This window comes from Polynucleobacter sp. AP-Ainpum-60-G11 (genome assembly GCF_018688375.1).
In the GTDB taxonomy this organism is placed as follows: domain Bacteria; phylum Pseudomonadota; class Gammaproteobacteria; order Burkholderiales; family Burkholderiaceae; genus Polynucleobacter.
Genome location: NZ_CP061318.1, coordinates 1290736 through 1308539 on the forward strand (window position 1 = coordinate 1290736; position 17804 = coordinate 1308539).

A 17804-nucleotide genomic window follows, 5' to 3' on the forward strand; every position below is an offset into this window, starting at 1 on the left:
CCTTGTCTAAACTCTAGAGCAAGTTGATCTACTTCAACAACTCCACCATAGCAGCTTCATCAATCACTGGAACGCCAAGCTCTTCCGCTTTAGTGAGCTTGCTACCAGCATCTGTTCCCGCTACTACGTAATCGGTTTTCTTGGAGACTGATCCGGCGACTTTAGCGCCTGCTTTTTCGAGGAGATCTTTAGCTTCATCTCTCGTCATTGTTGGGAATGTACCGGTGAGCACAAAGGTTTTTCCTACAACTGCCGCACTAATCACTTTTTCTTCAACCGAGAGCTGCATACCTGAAGCTAAGAGTTGCTCAATCACTTCACGGTTATGAGCTTCTTCCATAAAGCTAGTGATGGAGTCGGCAACTACGGGACCAACATCTTTTACCGTCAGTAAGTCCTCAAGGGTTGCATCCATTAAAGCGTGCATTGATTGATAGTGATTTGCTAAGTCCTTGGCAGTAGTCTCGCCCACATGACGAATACCCAAGGCAAAGATAAATCTGGCTAGCGTAGTGTTTCTGGATTCGTTGATTGCGGCAATGAGATTGTCAGCAGACTTTTCACCCATACGCTCAAGATTGGCAATGGCTGTAAAGCCAAGGCGATAGAGATCAGCAGGTGTTCTCACTAAATTATGATCGACTAACTGATCCACAATCTTCTCACCTAAGCCCTCAATATCCAGTGCGCGTCTATGTGCAAAATGAATTAATGCCTGCTTGCGCTGTGCGCCGCAAAATAAGCCGCCACTACAACGCGCCACCGCTTCATCAGCCAGGCGCTCAATATGTGAATCACATACGGGGCAGTTTGTTGGCATAACAAATTCTGTTGTATTGACAGGTCTGCGCTCCTTTACTACCGAAACGACCTCCGGAATGACATCCCCCGCTCTTCGCACTGAAACGGTATCGCCAATGCGCACATCTTTGCGCTTGACCTCATCTTCATTATGCAAAGTGGCGTTAGTGACCGTAACGCCACCCACCTCTACTGGCGCCAACCTAGCAACGGGTGTGATAGCGCCTGTCCGTCCTACCTGCACATCGATACCAAGCACAGTTGTTAAGGCTTCTTGGGCTGGGAACTTATGGGCTAAAGCAAAACGCGGGGCTCTCGATACAAAGCCTAGCTTCGATTGCTCTGCAAAGGAGTTAACTTTATACACGACACCATCAATGTCATAAGGCAACGAATCACGTTTTGCACCAACTTCATTGTAAAAGACCAAAATCTCTTCTACTGATTTGAGTACACGGCGCTCGGAGCAAACGGGCAGACCCAGTTTGACATAAGCATTAAGTAGGTCTTCATGCGTTTTTGGCAGCCAAGACTGTGGCTCTAATGCGCCAAAGCCATAAGCAAAGAATGAGAGTGGTCTCTTGGCGGTGATCTTGGAATCAAGTTGACGCAAACTACCGGCCGCAGCATTGCGAGGGTTAGCAAACTCTTTTTCACCCTGGGATGCTGCTTGGGCATTCATTTTCTGGAAGTCTTTGAGATACATAAAAACTTCACCGCGCACTTCTAATACATTAGGAATAGTGTCGCCAGATAGCTTTAATGGAATTGCACGAATGGTCTTGATGTTCGCAGTGACATCTTCGCCGCTAGCACCATCACCACGCGTAGCTGCCCTAACCAATGAGCCATTCTCATAGCGCAGTGAAATAGCTAAGCCATCAAATTTCAGCTCCCCCGCATAATCCACTTGATCAAGGTGTAAGCCCTCACGACAACGGCGATCAAAAGCGATTAGCTCCGCATCTTCAAACGCATTGTTTAAAGACAGCATGGGTACTGTATGCGTAACTGAATCAAATTCCTTAAGTGCAGTACCGCCCACTCTTTGCGAGAGCGAATCAGCAGTTACCCACTCAGGATGAGTAGTCTCAATATCGATCAACTCACGATAGAGGCGATCGTATTCGCTATCGGGGACTATTGGATTATCTAGAACATAGTAGGCATGCTCTAGGCGCGCTAATTCAGACTGTAAAAATGCGTATCGATCCGCTAAATTTGTCGGACTAGAAGACGACAAAACAATTCCTTAGCTAAAAAGTCTACTAGCAGCAGAAGATCCGGCAGGAACACCGCTTCTCTCAAGGTTTTCATATAAACCATCAAGATGCTGACGAATGCTTTGAATTGAAATTTCAGATAAGTTGATGCCATTGTCATCAACTAAGCGCCCATGAGCAGCTTCTGCAATCTCAAGCCCTTCGGCAAGCATGCGCTCAAATGCTTTTTCATCAAATGAAATTAAGGGCAACTCTAAAAGTAAAGTCAGTTGCTGAACCGGCTTGCCGGGGTTTAGGTCGGTACTACTAAAAATTGGTGCTCGATTACTGAAGTAATCATAAGTCCGGCCACTACGTGACAAAATGAATCCACGTTGACTCATCAGCGAATCCAGCTTAGTCCAAGCACAAGCCTCATCAAATAGCACATTGATACTCAATTGAATATCACTCTCAGCTGCCATCGCATCCAAATCTTTTGCCTTCTCTAGCATCGTGCTAACACTTGGCATATCAATTTGAGCACCTAGCGTTAAAGCTAGTGCCTGAGCCCTAGAACAAAAATCAGACAACTCAAGCACGCCTATCGGCCCACGTCGACTGGCTAACTGAATCGCCAATTGAAGCTCTGAATAGGTGGAATCCGCCTCAAGCAAGCCCCATTGTTCGGAAGAATCCTGATCTACGTTTAAACCTTCGCACATCCAGCGGGCTGAGGATGGGGTAGATAAATCATCCCAAGAATGCATTTCTTTCAGAATTTCTGATCCCGTAATCGGCTGGGAGAAGCGAAGGGTAATTACGCAATCAATTCTTGGATCAATCGCAAAGCCTACCAGGTCAGCCTTTGCTGGCAAGGCTGCTTCCTTAAAGCTGGGCTCAACTTGCTGGCCAGGATTGGGGTCAGCAAAACCAGCTCCAAAAGTGGGTTCACGAACAACACGTTCAGCGAGGTAGTCTTCCGCTTCAGCTCTTGCCTTACGAAGTGCACGAGCGTACTTCACATTCAGAATGGCTACTGCAATCAGAATCAATAGACCAATAACAGCCAAAGCAAACTGCAAGTCAGACAAACCTAGCATTGTCATGAGTTGCTCTAGATTCACTTAAGCCGCCTCCACCATAGAAACTGCAGAAGAAATATCCACCGCCACGATACGAGATACACCCTGCTCTTGCATGGTTACGCCAATCAACTGATGCGCGATTTCCATAGTGATCTTGTTATGTGAGATGAATACAAATTGAGTCTTACTAGACATTTTGGCAACCATCTGCGCATAACGCAAGGTGTTCGCGTCATCTAATGGGGCATCAACCTCATCTAGCAAGCAGAATGGGGCTGGATTGAGAAGGAATAAGGAGAAGACCAGGGCAATCGCAGTCAATGCCTTTTCGCCACCAGAGAGCAAATAGATTGAGCTATTTTTCTTGCCTGGAGGCTGGGCCATCACCTGAACGCCCGCATCCAAGATCTCTTCACCAGTCATCACCAACTCTGCATGACCTCCACCGAATAGCTCAGGGAATAGTTTTCCAAAATGGGTGTTGACTTGATCAAAGGTGCCTTGCAAGAGATCGCGAGTTTCTGCATCAATCTTCGCAATCGCATCAGTCAATGTCTGCATCGCTTCATTTAAGTCCGCTGATTGCGCATCCAAGAACTGCTTGCGCTCACGTGAGCTGGAGAGCTCATCCAAAGCAGCCATATTGACTGGACCTAGAGATTGAATTTCTGTATTCAGACGGTTTACTTCAGTTTGCAAAGCGCCAACTTTGAGATCTGGACTGAAGCTAGCTTCTAATGCAGTTAAATCTGCTTCAGCATCTGATAACAAGGTTGCAAATTGCTCGAAATTCAAACGGGCAGCTTGTTCACGCAACTGCAAGTCAACCACTTTGTCACGCATCGGCTGAAGACTACGCTCAATCTGTAAGCGCACTTCATCAGCTTCACGTAGTTGATGTAGCAAGGCATCTTGTTCGGTGCGGGCATTAGCAAGTGCAGCCTCACGAGCACTGCGGGCTAACAATAGGCCCTGCAATTTATCTTGCGCCTCTTCATCGCTCAGAGTTTCAAGCTCTTGCTCAGAGCTAGCCTGCTTATCCTGAATCTCCATGATCTGCACACGCGCAGTACTTTGATCACGCTGCAGGTCAGCAATACGTTGCTGTAATGAGCGGGTTGCAAATGCAGCCTCTTGAGCTGACATCTCGGATGAGCGCAAGGATTCACGTAGACGATCACGCTCTTGAGTAGCTAACTCGAGTTTTTCTTGGGCAACAGCAAGATTCTCTTGTAGACCTTGTTTAGATTCTTCAGACTGAGTGAGTTCCTCTGCAGATTGCTCTTGAGTTTGAGTTAGCTGCTCCATTTGCTGACGCAACTCACTTAACTCACCCTGAATTTGCTCGGCACGCTGACTGTACTTTTCTTCGGCCTGAGTTAATTGCATTCTCTCCACTTCAAAGCCATGAACTTCTTGCACAGCCTGCTCTGCAGCAATACGGGTTTGCTCAGCGGCTTGATGAGCAGCTTGATAATTAGCAACAGATTGATCTAACTCACCTTGCAACTCGCTTTGAATTAGCTTTTGTGCGCGCAATTGCTTTTCGAGACCTTCCATCTCTTGAGCGCGTGCCAACATACCAGCCTGCTCAGAGTCTGCTGCGTATAACTGCACACCGACACGACTAACCAAATGGCCTTGCTGCGTAACGAAAGCACCGCCAGCAGGTAACTTCTCGCGGCGATGCAGTGCATCTTCCAAGCTATTAGCGATATAGATATTGTCTAACCACTCCTGCAATACGGCAGCAACGCGTGGTGCACCAGCACTTTGAACACGAGTTAACAACGGTGTGAAATCCGCCGGCACAGTAGTATGCGCAGGAGAAATATCCTCCGTTAATAAAATTGCTAAACGGCTTGGAGGTGCATCATTTGCCAAAGCTAAAGTCTCTTGGACACTCTTCGCCGTAACTGCAGCCAAGCGCTCACGCAATACGGATTCCAAAGCAGCTTCCCAGCCACTTTCCACTTTAAGTTCTTGCCAGAGACGCTTGCTCTCTTTTAAACCTTTACTCTCAAGCCATGGGCCAATTTTGCCTTGGGCTTGAACGCTGGCCTGCAAGGCAGTCAGCGCAGTTAATTTAGCTTCAGTTTGAGCCAATTCTTGGTTGGCTGATTGGATCTGCTGTTGCGCAGTACTACGAGCCTCATCAGCAGCGGGAACGCGCTGTTGTGCCTCGCCTGCTTTCTGTCTTGCTTCATCAACCTTGCGCTGAGCCATTGCATGGCGATCAATTGCCATCTGCAATGCTTCAGCATCCGGTCTACGCATACCAGCAAGTTCCGCCTCAAGACGACTATCGCGTCCTTTAAGCTCTTCTACCTGAGTGGTAATTGCTTTAACGCGCTCACCTAAGCTGGCTAAGCGCTGATCAATCGTAGCTAAGTTCTCACGGGCGTCATTGAGTTCACGTGAATGGATTTGATAGGCCTCTTCGCGAGCTGGCATTTGCTCTTGCAAGCCAGATAATTCCGCTATTAACGTTTGTTCTTTTTCTGCAGCCAGACTGAGTTCTTGCTCTGCAGTGCGTTGAGCTTGCGCAGCATCTGTTTCTTGCACAGTCCAGCGCTGTAATTGAGCTAGTAAATCTTGAGATTGTTGCTGGAGACGTTGACGCGCTTCTTGCACATAACGAATCTGTGACTCTACTTGACTGACATCAGCATTAGTTTGATACAAGTCACCCTGCGCTTGAGAAACTTTATCCTGCAATACATATTGCTCGGTACGCATGGTCTCGAGCTCAGTTTCAGCATGACGCATTTTTGCAGTCTGCTCTTCTAAATTCACCTGCGTGTCACGAATGCCATTGGCATGACGCTCTTGCTCTTTACCGGCTTCCGTCTGACGTACGAACCAGAGTAACTGTTGCTGAGACTTCATCTCGGCAGAAAGTTCAGCATGGCGCTCAGCTACAGTAGCCTGCTTTTCTAAACGGGTAAGTTGTTGATCAAGCTCGCGCAAGATATCTTCTACGCGGACTAAATTTTCTTTGGTATCTTCAAGTCGAGAGGCAGTTTCTTTGCGACGCTCTTTGTATTTAGAAACACCCGCAGCCTCTTCCAAGAAAACACGTAGTTCTTCTGGCTTAGCTTCCAAGATGCGATTGATCGTGCCCTGCCCGATGATCGCGTACCCTCTTGGGCCCATACCCGTGCCCAAAAAGATATCTTGAATGTCTTTGCGGCGCACTACTTGATTGTTGACGTAATAACTTGAATTGCCATCACGAGTTAAGACGCGCTTCACACCCAATTCAGTAAAAGCACTCCACTGCCCTTGTGCGCGGCCATCTGAATTATCAAAAATGAGTTCCACACTGGCGCGACCAGAAGGTTTACGCAAACCAGAGCCATTAAAAATGACGTCTTGCATGGATTCGCCACGCAACTCACTGGCACGAGATTCACCTAAAACCCAGCGAACCGCATCAATAATGTTCGACTTTCCGCAACCGTTAGGACCCACAACACCGATCAATTGACCTGGCATTTCAAATTGGGTCGGATCGACAAATGACTTAAAGCCGGAAAGTTTGATGGATTTCAGTTGCACGGCGTACTTTGCAGGGAAAAAAGGGGTTCAAATAAGGGGGTAAAAATTATTACTAAAGTGGGAAGATGATAGCAAGCTTAGGTCTCCCCACACGGGTTTTTGCCCCACCGATATAATGATTAATCTACTTCCAGGGTCAAAACCCCTTAACAATCTGATAGTTAACTGAAAAGCATGAGCCAATCACCACAAAGCATCATCGAACAAGCCTGGGAAAACCGCGCAAACCTATCTCCTGAGGCCGTTTCTGGAGAAATCCGTAACGCCGTGAACGCCGTGCTCGAAGGCCTCAATACCGGCAGTATTCGGGTGGCTGAGCGCCGTAGCGTCGGTAAATGGGAGGTGAACCAGTGGGTAAAGAAGGCGGTTTTGCTCTCTTTCCGCTTAGAAGACAATAAACCCATGGGCGCTGGTGGCTATACCCAGTTCTACGACAAGGTACCGAGCAAGTTTGAGCACTACACTGCTGAAGACTTCGCTAATGGCGGTTTCCGCGTAGTTCCCCCTGCAATGGCTCGCCGTGGCTCATTTATTGGTAAAAATGCCGTTTTAATGCCTTCTTACGTCAATATTGGCGCTTATGTCGGCGAGGGCACCATGGTCGATACCTGGGCAACCGTAGGTTCCTGCGCTCAAATCGGTAAAAACGTGCACCTTTCTGGTGGCGTTGGTATTGGTGGTGTTTTAGAGCCAATCCAAGCTGGCCCAGTCATTATTGAAGACAACTGCTTTATCGGCGCCCGTTCTGAAGTGGTTGAAGGTGTAGTTATTGAAGAAAACGCCGTTCTCTCGATGGGTGTCTACATTGGTCAAAGCACCAAAATCTACGACCGCGAAACTGGTGAAATCCATTACGGCCGTGTACCTGCAGGTTCTGTTGTGGTTCCCGGTTCATTGCCTTCTGCTTGCGGCAAGTACAGCCTATACGCTGCGATTATCGTGAAGAAGGTCGATGCGCAAACTAGAGCGAAGACTGCCATTAACGAACTCCTGCGTGATTAATCTGAATTTATGAGCGCTACCCTCGAGCTAACTGAAGCCCTGATCTCTTGCCGCTCGGTAACTCCTGCGGATGGAGGCTGTCAGGAGCTCATCGCTCATCGCCTACAAGCGATCGGCTTTCATACTGAGAGCGTGGTGAGTGGTCCCGAGAATTTTCAGGTCACGAATCTTTGGGCAATCAAAAAGGGTACTGCCGGTGATCAAGGCGAAGTCTTGATGTTTGCTGGTCACACCGATGTAGTGCCAACTGGTCCGCTCGATAAATGGACCAATGATCCATTTACCCCAACTATTCGCGATGGCATGCTCTACGGTCGTGGCGCCGCGGATATGAAAACCTCACTCGCAGCGTTTGTTGTTGCTACCGAAGAATTCGTAATCACCCACCCCAATCACAAAGGCTCGATTGCCTTCTTGATTACGAGCGATGAAGAAGGTCCGGCTAATGATGGCACTGTCATCATGTGCGAACGCTTACAAAAACACGGTCAGCGTCTAGATTACTGCGTGATTGGCGAACCAACATCAGTTAATCAACTCGGTGACATGATTAAGAATGGTCGCCGCGGATCACTCTCAGGCAAGCTGAGGGTAAAAGGAATTCAGGCGCATATCGCCTATCCTCACCTTGGCAAGAATCCGATTCACATTTCAGCACCCGCAATTCAAGCGCTGGTTGAAACTGAGTGGGATAAAGGTAATCAGTATTTTCAGCCTACCAGTTTTCAGATTTCCAATATTCATGCAGGTACTGGAGCAAATAACGTTATTCCTGGCGAACTAGCAATTGACTTCAATTTCCGCTTTTCAACTGAAAGTAAGCCAGAGGAATTACGTAGTCGTCTAGAAGGAATTCTTACTGCTGCAGGCCTCGACTTTGAAATTGATTGGGTTTTGGGTGGCAGTCCATTCATCACTGGTGATGGCGCACTTGCTGGCGCTCTTCGCAAAGCCATTAAAGATGAAACCAAAATCGATACAGAACTCTCTACTACCGGCGGCACTAGTGATGGACGCTTCATTGCCAAGATCTGCAAAGAGGTCGTTGAGTTTGGCCCACTGAATGCAACCAGTCACAAAATTGATGAGTGCGTAATTGTGGATGATGTTGTGCCACTCAAGAATATCTTCCGCAAGACCCTCGAGCAACTCGTTGCTTAAGTCCACTTAGTCATTTCACTCGAATCTCAATTTCCTCATGGACCCTTCGCCCCAGCAATCCCTAACACTTGATCAATGCATCGATCGCATTGCACAACGACTAGAGGCTGCAGATTTGCATTACGGTCATGGCGCTATCGATGCGCAGAGCGAAGCCCTGTGGATTGCCAGCAAACAATTAGACCTCAGCCCTACCGATGCACTGGATCACTTAGAGCAAGTATTGAGTGCTGAGCAAATTGCTAAGGCATTTGAGGTTACAGAAACCCGTATCTCCACGCGCAAGCCTTTAGCTTATCTTTTGGGTGAAGCCTGGCTGATGGGTGTGCCATTTTTCTCAAGTGAACAAAGTATTGTTCCGCGCTCATGGATAGCTGAGCTCATCGTAGATGGCTCACTCGAGCCTTGGTTACCAGCCGATGGCAAAGCACTTGACCTATGTACTGGTAATGGCTCTCTAGCAATTTTGTTAGCCTTGGCCTGTCCTGATATTCGCGTGAGTGCTTGTGACATTAGCCTGCCTGCATTAGCAGTGGCATCACGCAATCTCGATCGTCATAGTCTTACTTCGCAGATAGAACTCTTTGAGGGCGATCTCTGGGAAGCATTGCCAGAACCGCATGAAGATAATCTTTTTGATCTGATTATTTGCAATCCGCCTTACGTAAATGCCGATTCTATGAATGCATTGCCTGCTGAATACCATGCAGAACCTGCTCTCGCATTGGCTGGGGGTGATGACGGCATGGATCTTATTCGCAAGATTATTGCAGGCGCTCCCGACTACCTCTCTGAGCGTGGCGCCATTCTGATTGAGATTGGTAACGAGTATGAGCACTTTAAAAAAGCGTTTCCACAGATCCCCGTCATTTGGATGGAAGTATCTGCAGGTGACGAGCAAGTCTTGCTCATTCAAGCAGAAGACTTACGCTAAATTTTTATTGCTTTAACTGAGTTCTGCAGCAGCAGAAATAGCCTGATCAATGCGCTCTACAGGTATCACCCTTAAACCTGGAATCTTTGCCTTAGGCATATTGGCTTTTGGAATAATTGCTACAGTGAAGCCTAGCTTAGCCGCTTCTTTCAAGCGCTCCTGACCTCGTGGGCATGGACGAATTTCTCCGGCCAAACCAACCTCTCCAAATACGATCAACTCTTTAGGTAGCGCTTTATTACGAATTGAAGACTGAATTGCCAACAACACTGCTAAGTCAGCAGCCGGCTCTGAGATCTTCACACCGCCTACTGCATTTAAGAAGACGTCTTGATCAAAGCAAGCTACACCTGCGTGACGATGTAAAACCGCCAAAAGCATCGCTAAACGCGCCTGTTCTAAACCCACCGCCAAGCGGCGTGGATTTGGGATGTGGGCCGTATCGACCAGAGCCTGAATTTCTACCAAGAGCGGGCGACTACCTTCTTGGGTCACTAACACACAGGCACCTGGCACCATCTCAGCATGCTGGGATAGGAAAATAGCTGAAGGATTAGCAACACCACGCAACCCTTTTTCAGTCATAGCAAAGACGCCGAGCTCATTGACTGCGCCAAAACGGTTTTTAATCGAGCGCACCAATCTAAATGAAGAATGGGTATCACCTTCAAAGTACAGAACGGTATCAACAATGTGTTCGAGTACGCGGGGACCAGCCAAGTGACCATCTTTAGTAACGTGACCCACCATCAAGACACAAATACCGCTAGATTTAGCTGCCCTAGTGAGTTGCGCAGCACACTCTCGTACTTGGGCAACTGACCCTGGCGCTGAACTCAATACCTCTGAATATAAGGTCTGAATAGAATCCACCACCAAGACCTGTGGCTTCACAGTATCCATGATGGATAAGAGTTTTTCTAATTGAATTTCTGCAAGCACTTCTAATTGAGGCGCATCGAGTGCAATGCGTTTTGCACGTAATGCGATTTGCGCAGCAGACTCCTCACCACTACTGTAAAGAACGTTCATACCTGCAGCACTCATCTCAGCTAGTGCTTGCAATAACAAAGTGGATTTGCCAATACCAGGATCGCCGCCCAAAAGCACAACCCCACCAGGAACTAAGCCGCCACCCAATACGCGATCAAACTCTTCAACCCCAGTACTAAAGCGAGGAAGGTCTTCGGCTGAAATAGCAGAAAGCTTTTGACGCGGTAGTGATTGCGCTAAACCCTGAAAGCGTGTGTTTGAGCTCACCTCAGGCAAGCCCTCCTCAAGCGTGTTCCACGCCTGACAGGAAGGGCACTGTCCTTGCCACTTAGCAGAAGTTCCACCGCATGACTGGCAGATATAAATTGTTTTAATCTTGGCCAAAGTAATTAATCGAGCTGAGTGCCCGCTTTGTTTTCTTGAGCACGCTTAGGGGCGTCTTTACGGCGCTGCTCCACATCGGCTGCACGAGCAGCAGCCGCCTTTTGCTTCTCTTCAAATTCTTTTTGATTAGCTGCGCGCTCGGCTGCTTTTTCAGCAGAGGCGCGTTCAGCAATCTTAGTGGCATCGCGTTGATCTTTAATGCTCGCGCGCAACTTGCGCTGCACTTCATGTAATTCCACTTCTTGCACGCGAATCGGATCAATCTCTTTGCGGTACTCGGCACGAGAGTCTTTTAGGCAGCTATTCACCCAATACTTTTGATAACACTCGGAGTTCGTTTTATCCCAACGATATTTAGCCCACTCACGCTGCAACTCCAGATCACGCTCAATTTTATCGAGCTGCTCTAACTGCGCCTCTTCTGCAGGCGTAGCAAGAACCAAACTACTGAAGGCGCAAGCCAACAGAAATGCTCCGGTAGAAAACAGCGAGCGAAAGGAGAACGGCTTTATCAAATCTCTACTTTCGCACCGAGCTCAACTAAACGATTGGTCGGAATCTTAAAGAAATCTGAAGGCTTGGCGGCATTTTGCATCATCCAACCAAACAACTTCTCTCTCCACAGCGCCATCCCAGGATTGGCCGACGGAACAATGGTGTCGCGGGACACAAAGAAAGAAGTATCCATGACATTAAATTCAATGTTCTCTTGTTTTTGCAGTAACTCTAAAACTTTATTGATATCAGGGGACTCTTTAAAGCCATGTACAGCCCTTACTAAGTACACGCCACCACCGAGATCCTTCATCGTAATACGCTGACTATCATTTACGTAAGGAACATCCCAAGTGCTTAACTTAATAAAAAAGATACGCTCATGCATCACTCGGTTGTGCTTTAGGTTGTGGAGCATTGCGACCGGAACATAGTCCACATGGGCCGTCAAAAAGATAGCGGTCCCTTCAACACGATGTGGTGGATGCGCTAGCAGTCCACTCACAAAGGCTTGCAATGGAATGGAGCCCTCCTCCACTTTCGCACGCAAGAGTTTGCGACCTCGATACCAGGTAATCAAGCAAGTAAAAATAATTAAGCCCAGAAACAGCGGGTACCAACCACCATCTTTAATTTTGATTAGGTTTGCAGTCCAGAAAGCAAAATCTAAGATAAAGAAAGTAATCGACAAGCCCAGCACCAAGAAGATATTCATCTTCCATTCGCGATACATGACTACCCCCAATAAGATGGCGGTAATCATCATGGTTGAGGTCACTGAAATACCATATGCTGCGGCTAGATTGACTGACTCTCTAAATTCAATAATAGTCACTACGACCATAAACAAAAGTGCCCAGTTCACTACCGGAATATAAATCTGTCCTTGCTCTGAATCAGAGGTATGCATGATCGTCATGCGCGGCATAAATCCAAGCAAGATTGCCTGGCTTACTAAAGAGTACGCCCCAGAAATGACTGCCTGAGAAGCGATCACTGTAGCTGCAGTCGCTAAGCCCACTACTGGCCACAGAGCCCACTCAGGAACCATTAAATAAAATGGATTGGAGACTGCTTCTGGGTTTGATAACAAGAGTGCACCCTGACCAAGATAATTGATCAAGAGCGCCGGCAAAACCACGATGAGCCAAGCGTAGCGCACGGGACTTCTACCAAAGTGACCCATATCCAAATACAAAGCTTCAACCCCAGTAACCACCAACACTACAGCGCCCATCACAATATAGGCAGTAGTGGGATGATCAACAATAAAGTTAACCGCATACATTGGATTGATTGCGCCAATGATTTGTGGCGCTGCGCCGATATTAATTGCCCCAAGTACTGCCAGCGTAACAAACCAAGTCAAAGTGACTGGGCCAAAGAGATTACCAACAGCTGCAGTACCGTATTTTTGGATTAAAAATAAAGCCACCAAAATTACTAGAGAGATCGGGATAATAAATTTATGCAAACCTGGTGCTGCAATCTCAATACCCTCGACAGCAGATAAAACTGAAATCGCTGGAGTAATTACGGACTCACCAAGTAGCATGCATGCGCCAAGCATACCCAAAATCATGAGAAAGAAATATTTTTTAGACTTGCTATCAAAAGAACGTAGCGCTAAGGCCATGAGTGATAAAACGCCACCCTCACCTTTATTGTCAGCGCGCATCACAAACAATACGTACTTAAATGTCACAACCATGATCAAAGACCAGATCATCATGGCAATCACACCGAATAATGCCTCTGGTGAAAACGCAATGCCGTGGTGTGGATCAAAACATTCTTTGAGCGCGTACAAGGGGCTTGTACCAATATCACCAAACACCACACCGATAGCAGCAAGCATCATTGCCGCAAGACCTTTTTTATGGTCATTGTGATCATCGTGCAGCTCAACCGGTTTTAACAACGTGGAATTAGAAAACTCTGGGTTACTAATTGACATTTAAAAGGCCTTGGTGAATGTTGCGTGGCAATATATTACTCCTTATGCAACATGACTCAGAAGACTTATTTACCCTCAAAAGCCGCTTTTTTATGCTTAATTTAGAGGTTTTCTCGACAGGGAGGGTCAAAAAATGGTAGAATTCAAGCTTCAGACGCGGGGTGGAGCAGTCTGGCAGCTCGTCGGGCTCATAACCCGAAGGTCGTAGGTTCAAATCCTGCCCCCGCAACCAGTATTACAGCTCTAAGCCCTTATTTTTAAGGGCTTTTTGCTTTTATAGGTTTTAGTAAAACACAAAAACCATCAAACTATTTAAATTGATGGTTTTAAAAAACATCGGCTAGACGTTAAGAGTTCACCTTTTCGATAGAATCAATCTATATGTTTTTCACTTAATACGCCGCAGCCTCACTCTTGACCAATTCAAAGTTGAAAAACTCAGAGCAAACTAGATAAATTTTTATGAGTTTTGAAATAGCAAAAAAGCATTTCTTAGATGGGCTTAATCTCTTAGGCGCAGAGAGTTACGAAGAGGCTGAATTTCATTTTTTGGAATCACTCCACCTAATGCCTGATAGGATTTCAACCCTGATCAATCTGTCCGCTGCTCAAATAAAACTTAAAAAATTCTCTGAAGCCAAAAATTACTCGGAGAAAGCACTCGAATTAGATAAAAACTGTGCCGAAGCATTTCTTAATTTAGGGATCATAAATAGAGAGCAGGGAAAATTTATTCACGCCTTAGAAATTTTTGAGATGGCAGCAAAGCTAAAGCCAGATTACCCTGAAGCAATCTCTAATAAGGGCATCGTCCTTCATGAACTCAAGCGATATGATGAAGCCTTAGCCTCGTATGACAAAGCAATTAGTTTTAAGTCTGATTACTGCGAAGCATGGAGTAATAGAGGCTCTACCTTTAGTGAGCTAAAGCGTTACGAAGAGGCGCTAGCCTCGTATGACAAAGCAATTAGTTTTAAGTCTGATTACTACGAGGCATGGGCCAACAAGGGCATCGTCCTTCATGAACTCAAGCGATATGATGAAGCCTTAGCCTCGTATGACAAAGCAATTAGTTTTAAGTCTGATTACTGCGAAGCATGGAGTAATAGAGGCTCTACCTTTAGTGAGCTAAAGCGTTACGAAGAGGCGCTAGCCTCGTATGACAAAGCAATTAGTTTTAAGTCTGATTACTACGAGGCATGGGCCAACAAGGGCATCGTCCTTCATGAACTCAAGCGATATGATGAAGCCTTAGCCTCGTATGACAAGGCGATTAGTCTTAAGCCTGATCTATACGATGCTTTCTGGGGAAAAGCTTTGATTCAATTGGCACTTGGGAATTTTAAAGACGGGTTTAAAAACTATGAATATCGTTTAGAAAGAACAAGTGCCCATCCAAAACGCCACCAAGCATTTCCATTGCTCACAAATTTAAATCAAGCATCAGGAAAAAGAGTATTGGTATGGAGTGAGCAAGGTCACGGCGATACAATTCAATTTAGTAGACTCATTAAAAATTTGAGCGATTTGAATATTGAGATTATTTTTGAGGTTCAGGCGGGACTTAAAACTCTACTTGAGCAGTCAATAAAGCATGCGAAGGTCATAGGCGAAGGCGCCCCCTTTGGGCAAGTTGATTTTCAAATTCCACTAATGAGCTTACCCCTACTCCTTGAATTAGATATTAATGGCATTCCGAGCGACCCATATCTTGTAGATTCAAAAAAGGATTCAATTGCCTGGAAAAAAAAGCTCAGTGCGGCAAATAATAAATTAAATATAGGAATCGCTTGCTCAGGAAATGAACAGCACATCAATGATAAAAATCGCTCAATCGATTTAGAATTCTTTAAGCCAATTGCCGATCAAGCAAACTTATTTTTAATTCAAAAAGATTTGAGGAAAAAAGATCGGGATTTTTTAAGAACTCATCCAGAAATTAAATTTCTTGGTGAAGAAATCAAGTCCTTTAATGATTCAGCTTCAATTATTCAAGAAATGGATCTAGTTATCACTGTTGATACATCCTTAGCTCATTTATCGGGCGCCCTAGGAAAGTCCACCCTAATCCTTCTTCCGTGGAATCCTGAATGGAGATGGCTTTTAGATAGGCAAGATAGTCCGTGGTATCCAACAGCTAAAATATTTAGGCAGCCGCACTCAGGTCGTTGGGAGTCTGTGATTGAAGATATTGCTCTTCGACTTAACTTAAATCATCCGTGCTAGGAGGTGCTTGAATCAGCGCTAGTAATTACGCCTGATTTTAGAGCTTTTCAGTTTGATGGTGAGTTTGATGCTATTTTTACCACCGACCTTTAAGCCTCTATTTAGATGGCTTCCAGCATTCCGTCACTCGGGAATTACGCACTCATAACCCGAAGGTCGTAGGTTCACATCCCGCCCCCGTAACCATACAAGCAGAGGGCCTCTAGGTCAATTGACTCAGAAGCCTTTTTGCTTATTTGCACAGACAAATGCCCCACATTGGGGACAGGATCTTTTTTCAATGGTGTTGCCCTGTAATATGCTGAGAATGAAGTCCTAACCTGATCCCATGGATTGAATTTTTTGGAGAAACGTATGTCCCTTATCAGCAAGCTCATTGCAATCAGTTGTGGCGCCTTACTCAGCCTTAGCGCTACTGCACAAACATACCCCACCAAACCAATCAAGATCATCGTTCCGTTTGCACCAGGTGGCAGCACCGACATTATTGCCCGTAGCATGTCTGAGCCTTTAAGCAAACAACTGGGTCAATCCGTGATTGTGGAGAATAAAGCTGGTGGCGGTGGCTCCGTTGGCGCACTTGAAGTCGTCCGCGCTCCAAAGGATGGCTATACCCTGGGAATCGCTACCATTTCTACCACGGCATCTAATCCAGCTATTAATGGCAAGATTGGCTATGACCCGCTCAAAGACTTCACACCAATAACAAATATTGCTGCGACCCCAAATGTGATTGTGGTGAACCCATCATTCCCCGCAAGAGATTACAAAACTTTTATCGAAGTCATTAAGAAAAATCCTGGTAAGTACTCTTACGCAAGTTCTGGCACTGGTGGCATCGGTCACATGCAAACAGAGTTATTTAAAAGCCTCACTGGAACCTTTATTGTTCATATCCCTTACCGCGGCGCTGGTCCTGGCTTAATTGATGTGGTAGCTGGCCAAGTGCCCATCATGTTTGATAACTTGCCTTCAGCCCTCCCCTTCATCAAAGATGGCAGGCTTATTCCGATAGTGATTGCAGCGCCAAAACGCCTCGCAATCTTGCCAAACGTACCCACATTTGCAGAGGTAGGGTTAGCGCCAGCAAATAGAATGGCTTACTACGGCCTATTAGGCCCAGCCGGTCTTCCTAAAGATGTTGTAGATAAGATTTATGCGGCGGCTCAAAAAGCAGTTCTTGATCCTGCGGTGCGAAAGCGCATTGAAGATACTGGCTCCATCATTAACGTCAACGGTCCAGAAGCCTTCTCAAAAGAAATGGCTGCTGAGTATGCAACTTATAAAGATGTCGTGACCAAACAGAAATTAGAGTTAGAGTAATTCCTGAATTACGAAATGAAAAAACCGCCCTCGGGCGGTTTTTTTTCTTATGATCACATCATTTAAACATCAGTTTTAAGCAGCTAATGCTAAATGTGCGATAAATGCTGATCTATTTTCCCCGGCTTTTTTTGCCTTTGCATCCAACCTGGCAAGCACTCTTTTGGGTAGGGTAATATTAATTCTCTCTATTTCATCCGAGAGCAATGCTGGATCAATCTCCACGATTGCCCAAACCCATCCTTTAAATTCTTTCTTTTTTTGTAGCTCACTTATAGAGCTTGGCTTTGGGATATCCTGATTTCGATCTAGCGCGACTTCAATCCAAAGCTCTATTGCCTCTTTAGCGTTTTCTATTGCTTCATCAATACTGTTATCACCAGCCGAGAAGCACCCTGCTAAATCTGGTACCACAACACCCCAGATCTCCTTGGCATTACCCGGCTCAATTGCAATCGGATATTTCATTTAAGACCTCCCTCTATATCAGCCTGTTTCAATATCTTTTCCACCAAACCAAGACCTAAATCTTTTTTAGGGTGCGGGATGCATATATGCCCGCTCTTTGTTGTGTGAGTAAAAATATGGTGTGAGCCCCTCGTTCTGCTTAATACCCACCCGTCAACCTTCAGTCGCTCAATTAGTTTTTTACTATGCATTGATCTCCTCTTTAATTA

General features: G+C 46.1%; 13 protein-coding genes and 1 tRNA gene. 6 read left to right on the forward strand and 8 right to left on the reverse strand.

Going from position 1 to position 17804, the window contains the following annotated elements; genetic code table 11:
- Window positions 1-28: 28 nt before the first annotated feature.
- From ligA to smc, 3 genes are read right to left on the reverse strand one after another with little or no spacing between them, the layout of a single operon-like run.
- On the reverse strand, window positions 29-2044 hold the full coding sequence (ligA, locus tag FD971_RS06710) for an NAD-dependent DNA ligase LigA (RefSeq protein WP_215333492.1): 2016 nt from the start codon (window positions 2042-2044) through the stop codon (window positions 29-31).
- A gap of 9 nt (window positions 2045-2053) precedes the next feature.
- On the reverse strand, window positions 2054-3112 hold the full coding sequence (locus tag FD971_RS06715; protein WP_215333493.1) for a cell division protein ZipA C-terminal FtsZ-binding domain-containing protein: 1059 nt from the start codon (window positions 3110-3112) through the stop codon (window positions 2054-2056).
- An 18-nt stretch (window positions 3113-3130) separates the two neighbouring features.
- Window positions 3131-6652: a chromosome segregation protein SMC gene (gene smc, locus FD971_RS06720; protein WP_215333494.1), complete on the reverse strand. Its 3522-nt coding sequence runs from the start codon at window positions 6650-6652 to the stop codon at window positions 3131-3133.
- 174 nt (window positions 6653-6826) lie between these two features.
- On the opposite strand from smc, the gene dapD reads away from it, so the two are divergent.
- From dapD to prmB, 3 genes are read left to right on the forward strand one after another with little or no spacing between them, the layout of a single operon-like run.
- Entirely contained in the window at window positions 6827-7654 is an 828-nt protein-coding gene (gene dapD, locus FD971_RS06725) for a 2,3,4,5-tetrahydropyridine-2,6-dicarboxylate N-succinyltransferase (RefSeq protein WP_215333495.1), read from the forward strand.
- A gap of 9 nt (window positions 7655-7663) precedes the next feature.
- Complete coding sequence (gene dapE / locus FD971_RS06730) at window positions 7664-8815, forward strand: succinyl-diaminopimelate desuccinylase (RefSeq protein WP_215333496.1); 1152 nt, start codon at window positions 7664-7666, stop codon at window positions 8813-8815.
- A 37-nt stretch (window positions 8816-8852) separates the two neighbouring features.
- On the forward strand, window positions 8853-9749 hold the full coding sequence (gene prmB / locus FD971_RS06735) for a 50S ribosomal protein L3 N(5)-glutamine methyltransferase (protein ID WP_215333497.1): 897 nt from the start codon (window positions 8853-8855) through the stop codon (window positions 9747-9749).
- 12 nt (window positions 9750-9761) lie between these two features.
- Here the strand turns inward: prmB and radA are convergent, their stop codons facing one another.
- From radA to FD971_RS06750, 3 genes are read right to left on the reverse strand one after another with little or no spacing between them, the layout of a single operon-like run.
- Entirely contained in the window at window positions 9762-11126 is a 1365-nt protein-coding gene (gene radA / locus FD971_RS06740) for a DNA repair protein RadA (protein WP_215333498.1), read from the reverse strand.
- Between the two features lie 5 nt (window positions 11127-11131).
- Complete coding sequence (locus FD971_RS06745; RefSeq protein ID WP_251368599.1) at window positions 11132-11590, reverse strand: hypothetical protein; 459 nt, start codon at window positions 11588-11590, stop codon at window positions 11132-11134.
- A gap of 47 nt (window positions 11591-11637) precedes the next feature.
- The gene (locus tag FD971_RS06750) at window positions 11638-13482 is read right to left on the reverse strand and encodes a potassium transporter Kup (protein WP_251368710.1); all 1845 of its coding nucleotides are present in this window, start codon (window positions 13480-13482) and stop codon (window positions 11638-11640) included.
- A gap of 251 nt (window positions 13483-13733) precedes the next feature.
- On the opposite strand from FD971_RS06750, the gene FD971_RS06755 reads away from it, so the two are divergent.
- The 3 genes from FD971_RS06755 to FD971_RS06765 all read left to right on the forward strand — a co-directional run bounded on the left by FD971_RS06755 (window position 13734) and on the right by FD971_RS06765 (window position 17127).
- Window positions 13734-13810: transfer RNA gene (locus FD971_RS06755), tRNA-Met, on the forward strand.
- 230 nt (window positions 13811-14040) lie between these two features.
- Window positions 14041-15804, forward strand: a complete 1764-nt coding sequence (locus FD971_RS06760) for a tetratricopeptide repeat protein (RefSeq protein ID WP_215333501.1) — start codon at window positions 14041-14043, stop codon at window positions 15802-15804.
- A 354-nt stretch (window positions 15805-16158) separates the two neighbouring features.
- Entirely contained in the window at window positions 16159-17127 is a 969-nt protein-coding gene (locus FD971_RS06765; protein ID WP_215333502.1) for a tripartite tricarboxylate transporter substrate binding protein BugE, read from the forward strand.
- A 75-nt stretch (window positions 17128-17202) separates the two neighbouring features.
- Here the strand turns inward: FD971_RS06765 and FD971_RS06770 are convergent, their stop codons facing one another.
- A complete protein-coding gene (locus FD971_RS06770; protein WP_215333503.1) occupies window positions 17203-17595 on the reverse strand; it encodes a type II toxin-antitoxin system HicB family antitoxin in 393 nt (130 codons plus the stop codon).
- Window positions 17592-17786: a type II toxin-antitoxin system HicA family toxin gene (locus FD971_RS06775; RefSeq protein WP_215333504.1), complete on the reverse strand. Its 195-nt coding sequence runs from the start codon at window positions 17784-17786 to the stop codon at window positions 17592-17594. Before FD971_RS06775 ends, FD971_RS06770 begins: the two co-directional genes overlap by 4 nt.
- Between the last annotated feature and the right edge of the window lie 18 nt (window positions 17787-17804).

Bases quoted from the DNA above. Each gene is read 5' to 3' on its own strand.
- dapE (WP_215333496.1), top strand. From the start codon at position 7,664: ATGAGCGCTACCCTCGAGCTAACTGAAGCCCTGATCTCTTGCCGCTCG.
- prmB (WP_215333497.1), top strand. From the start codon at position 8,853: ATGGACCCTTCGCCCCAGCAATCCCTAACACTTGATCAATGCATCGAT.
- FD971_RS06775 (WP_215333504.1), bottom strand. From the start codon at position 17,786: ATGCATAGTAAAAAACTAATTGAGCGACTGAAGGTTGACGGGTGGGTA.
- FD971_RS06765 (WP_215333502.1), top strand. From the start codon at position 16,159: ATGTCCCTTATCAGCAAGCTCATTGCAATCAGTTGTGGCGCCTTACTC.
- FD971_RS06715 (WP_215333493.1), bottom strand. From the start codon at position 3,112: ATGACAATGCTAGGTTTGTCTGACTTGCAGTTTGCTTTGGCTGTTATT.
- FD971_RS06770 (WP_215333503.1), bottom strand. From the start codon at position 17,595: ATGAAATATCCGATTGCAATTGAGCCGGGTAATGCCAAGGAGATCTGG.
- dapD (WP_215333495.1), top strand. From the start codon at position 6,827: ATGAGCCAATCACCACAAAGCATCATCGAACAAGCCTGGGAAAACCGC.
- FD971_RS06750 (WP_251368710.1), bottom strand. From the start codon at position 13,482: ATGATGCTTGCTGCTATCGGTGTGGTGTTTGGTGATATTGGTACAAGC.
- FD971_RS06760 (WP_215333501.1), top strand. From the start codon at position 14,041: ATGAGTTTTGAAATAGCAAAAAAGCATTTCTTAGATGGGCTTAATCTC.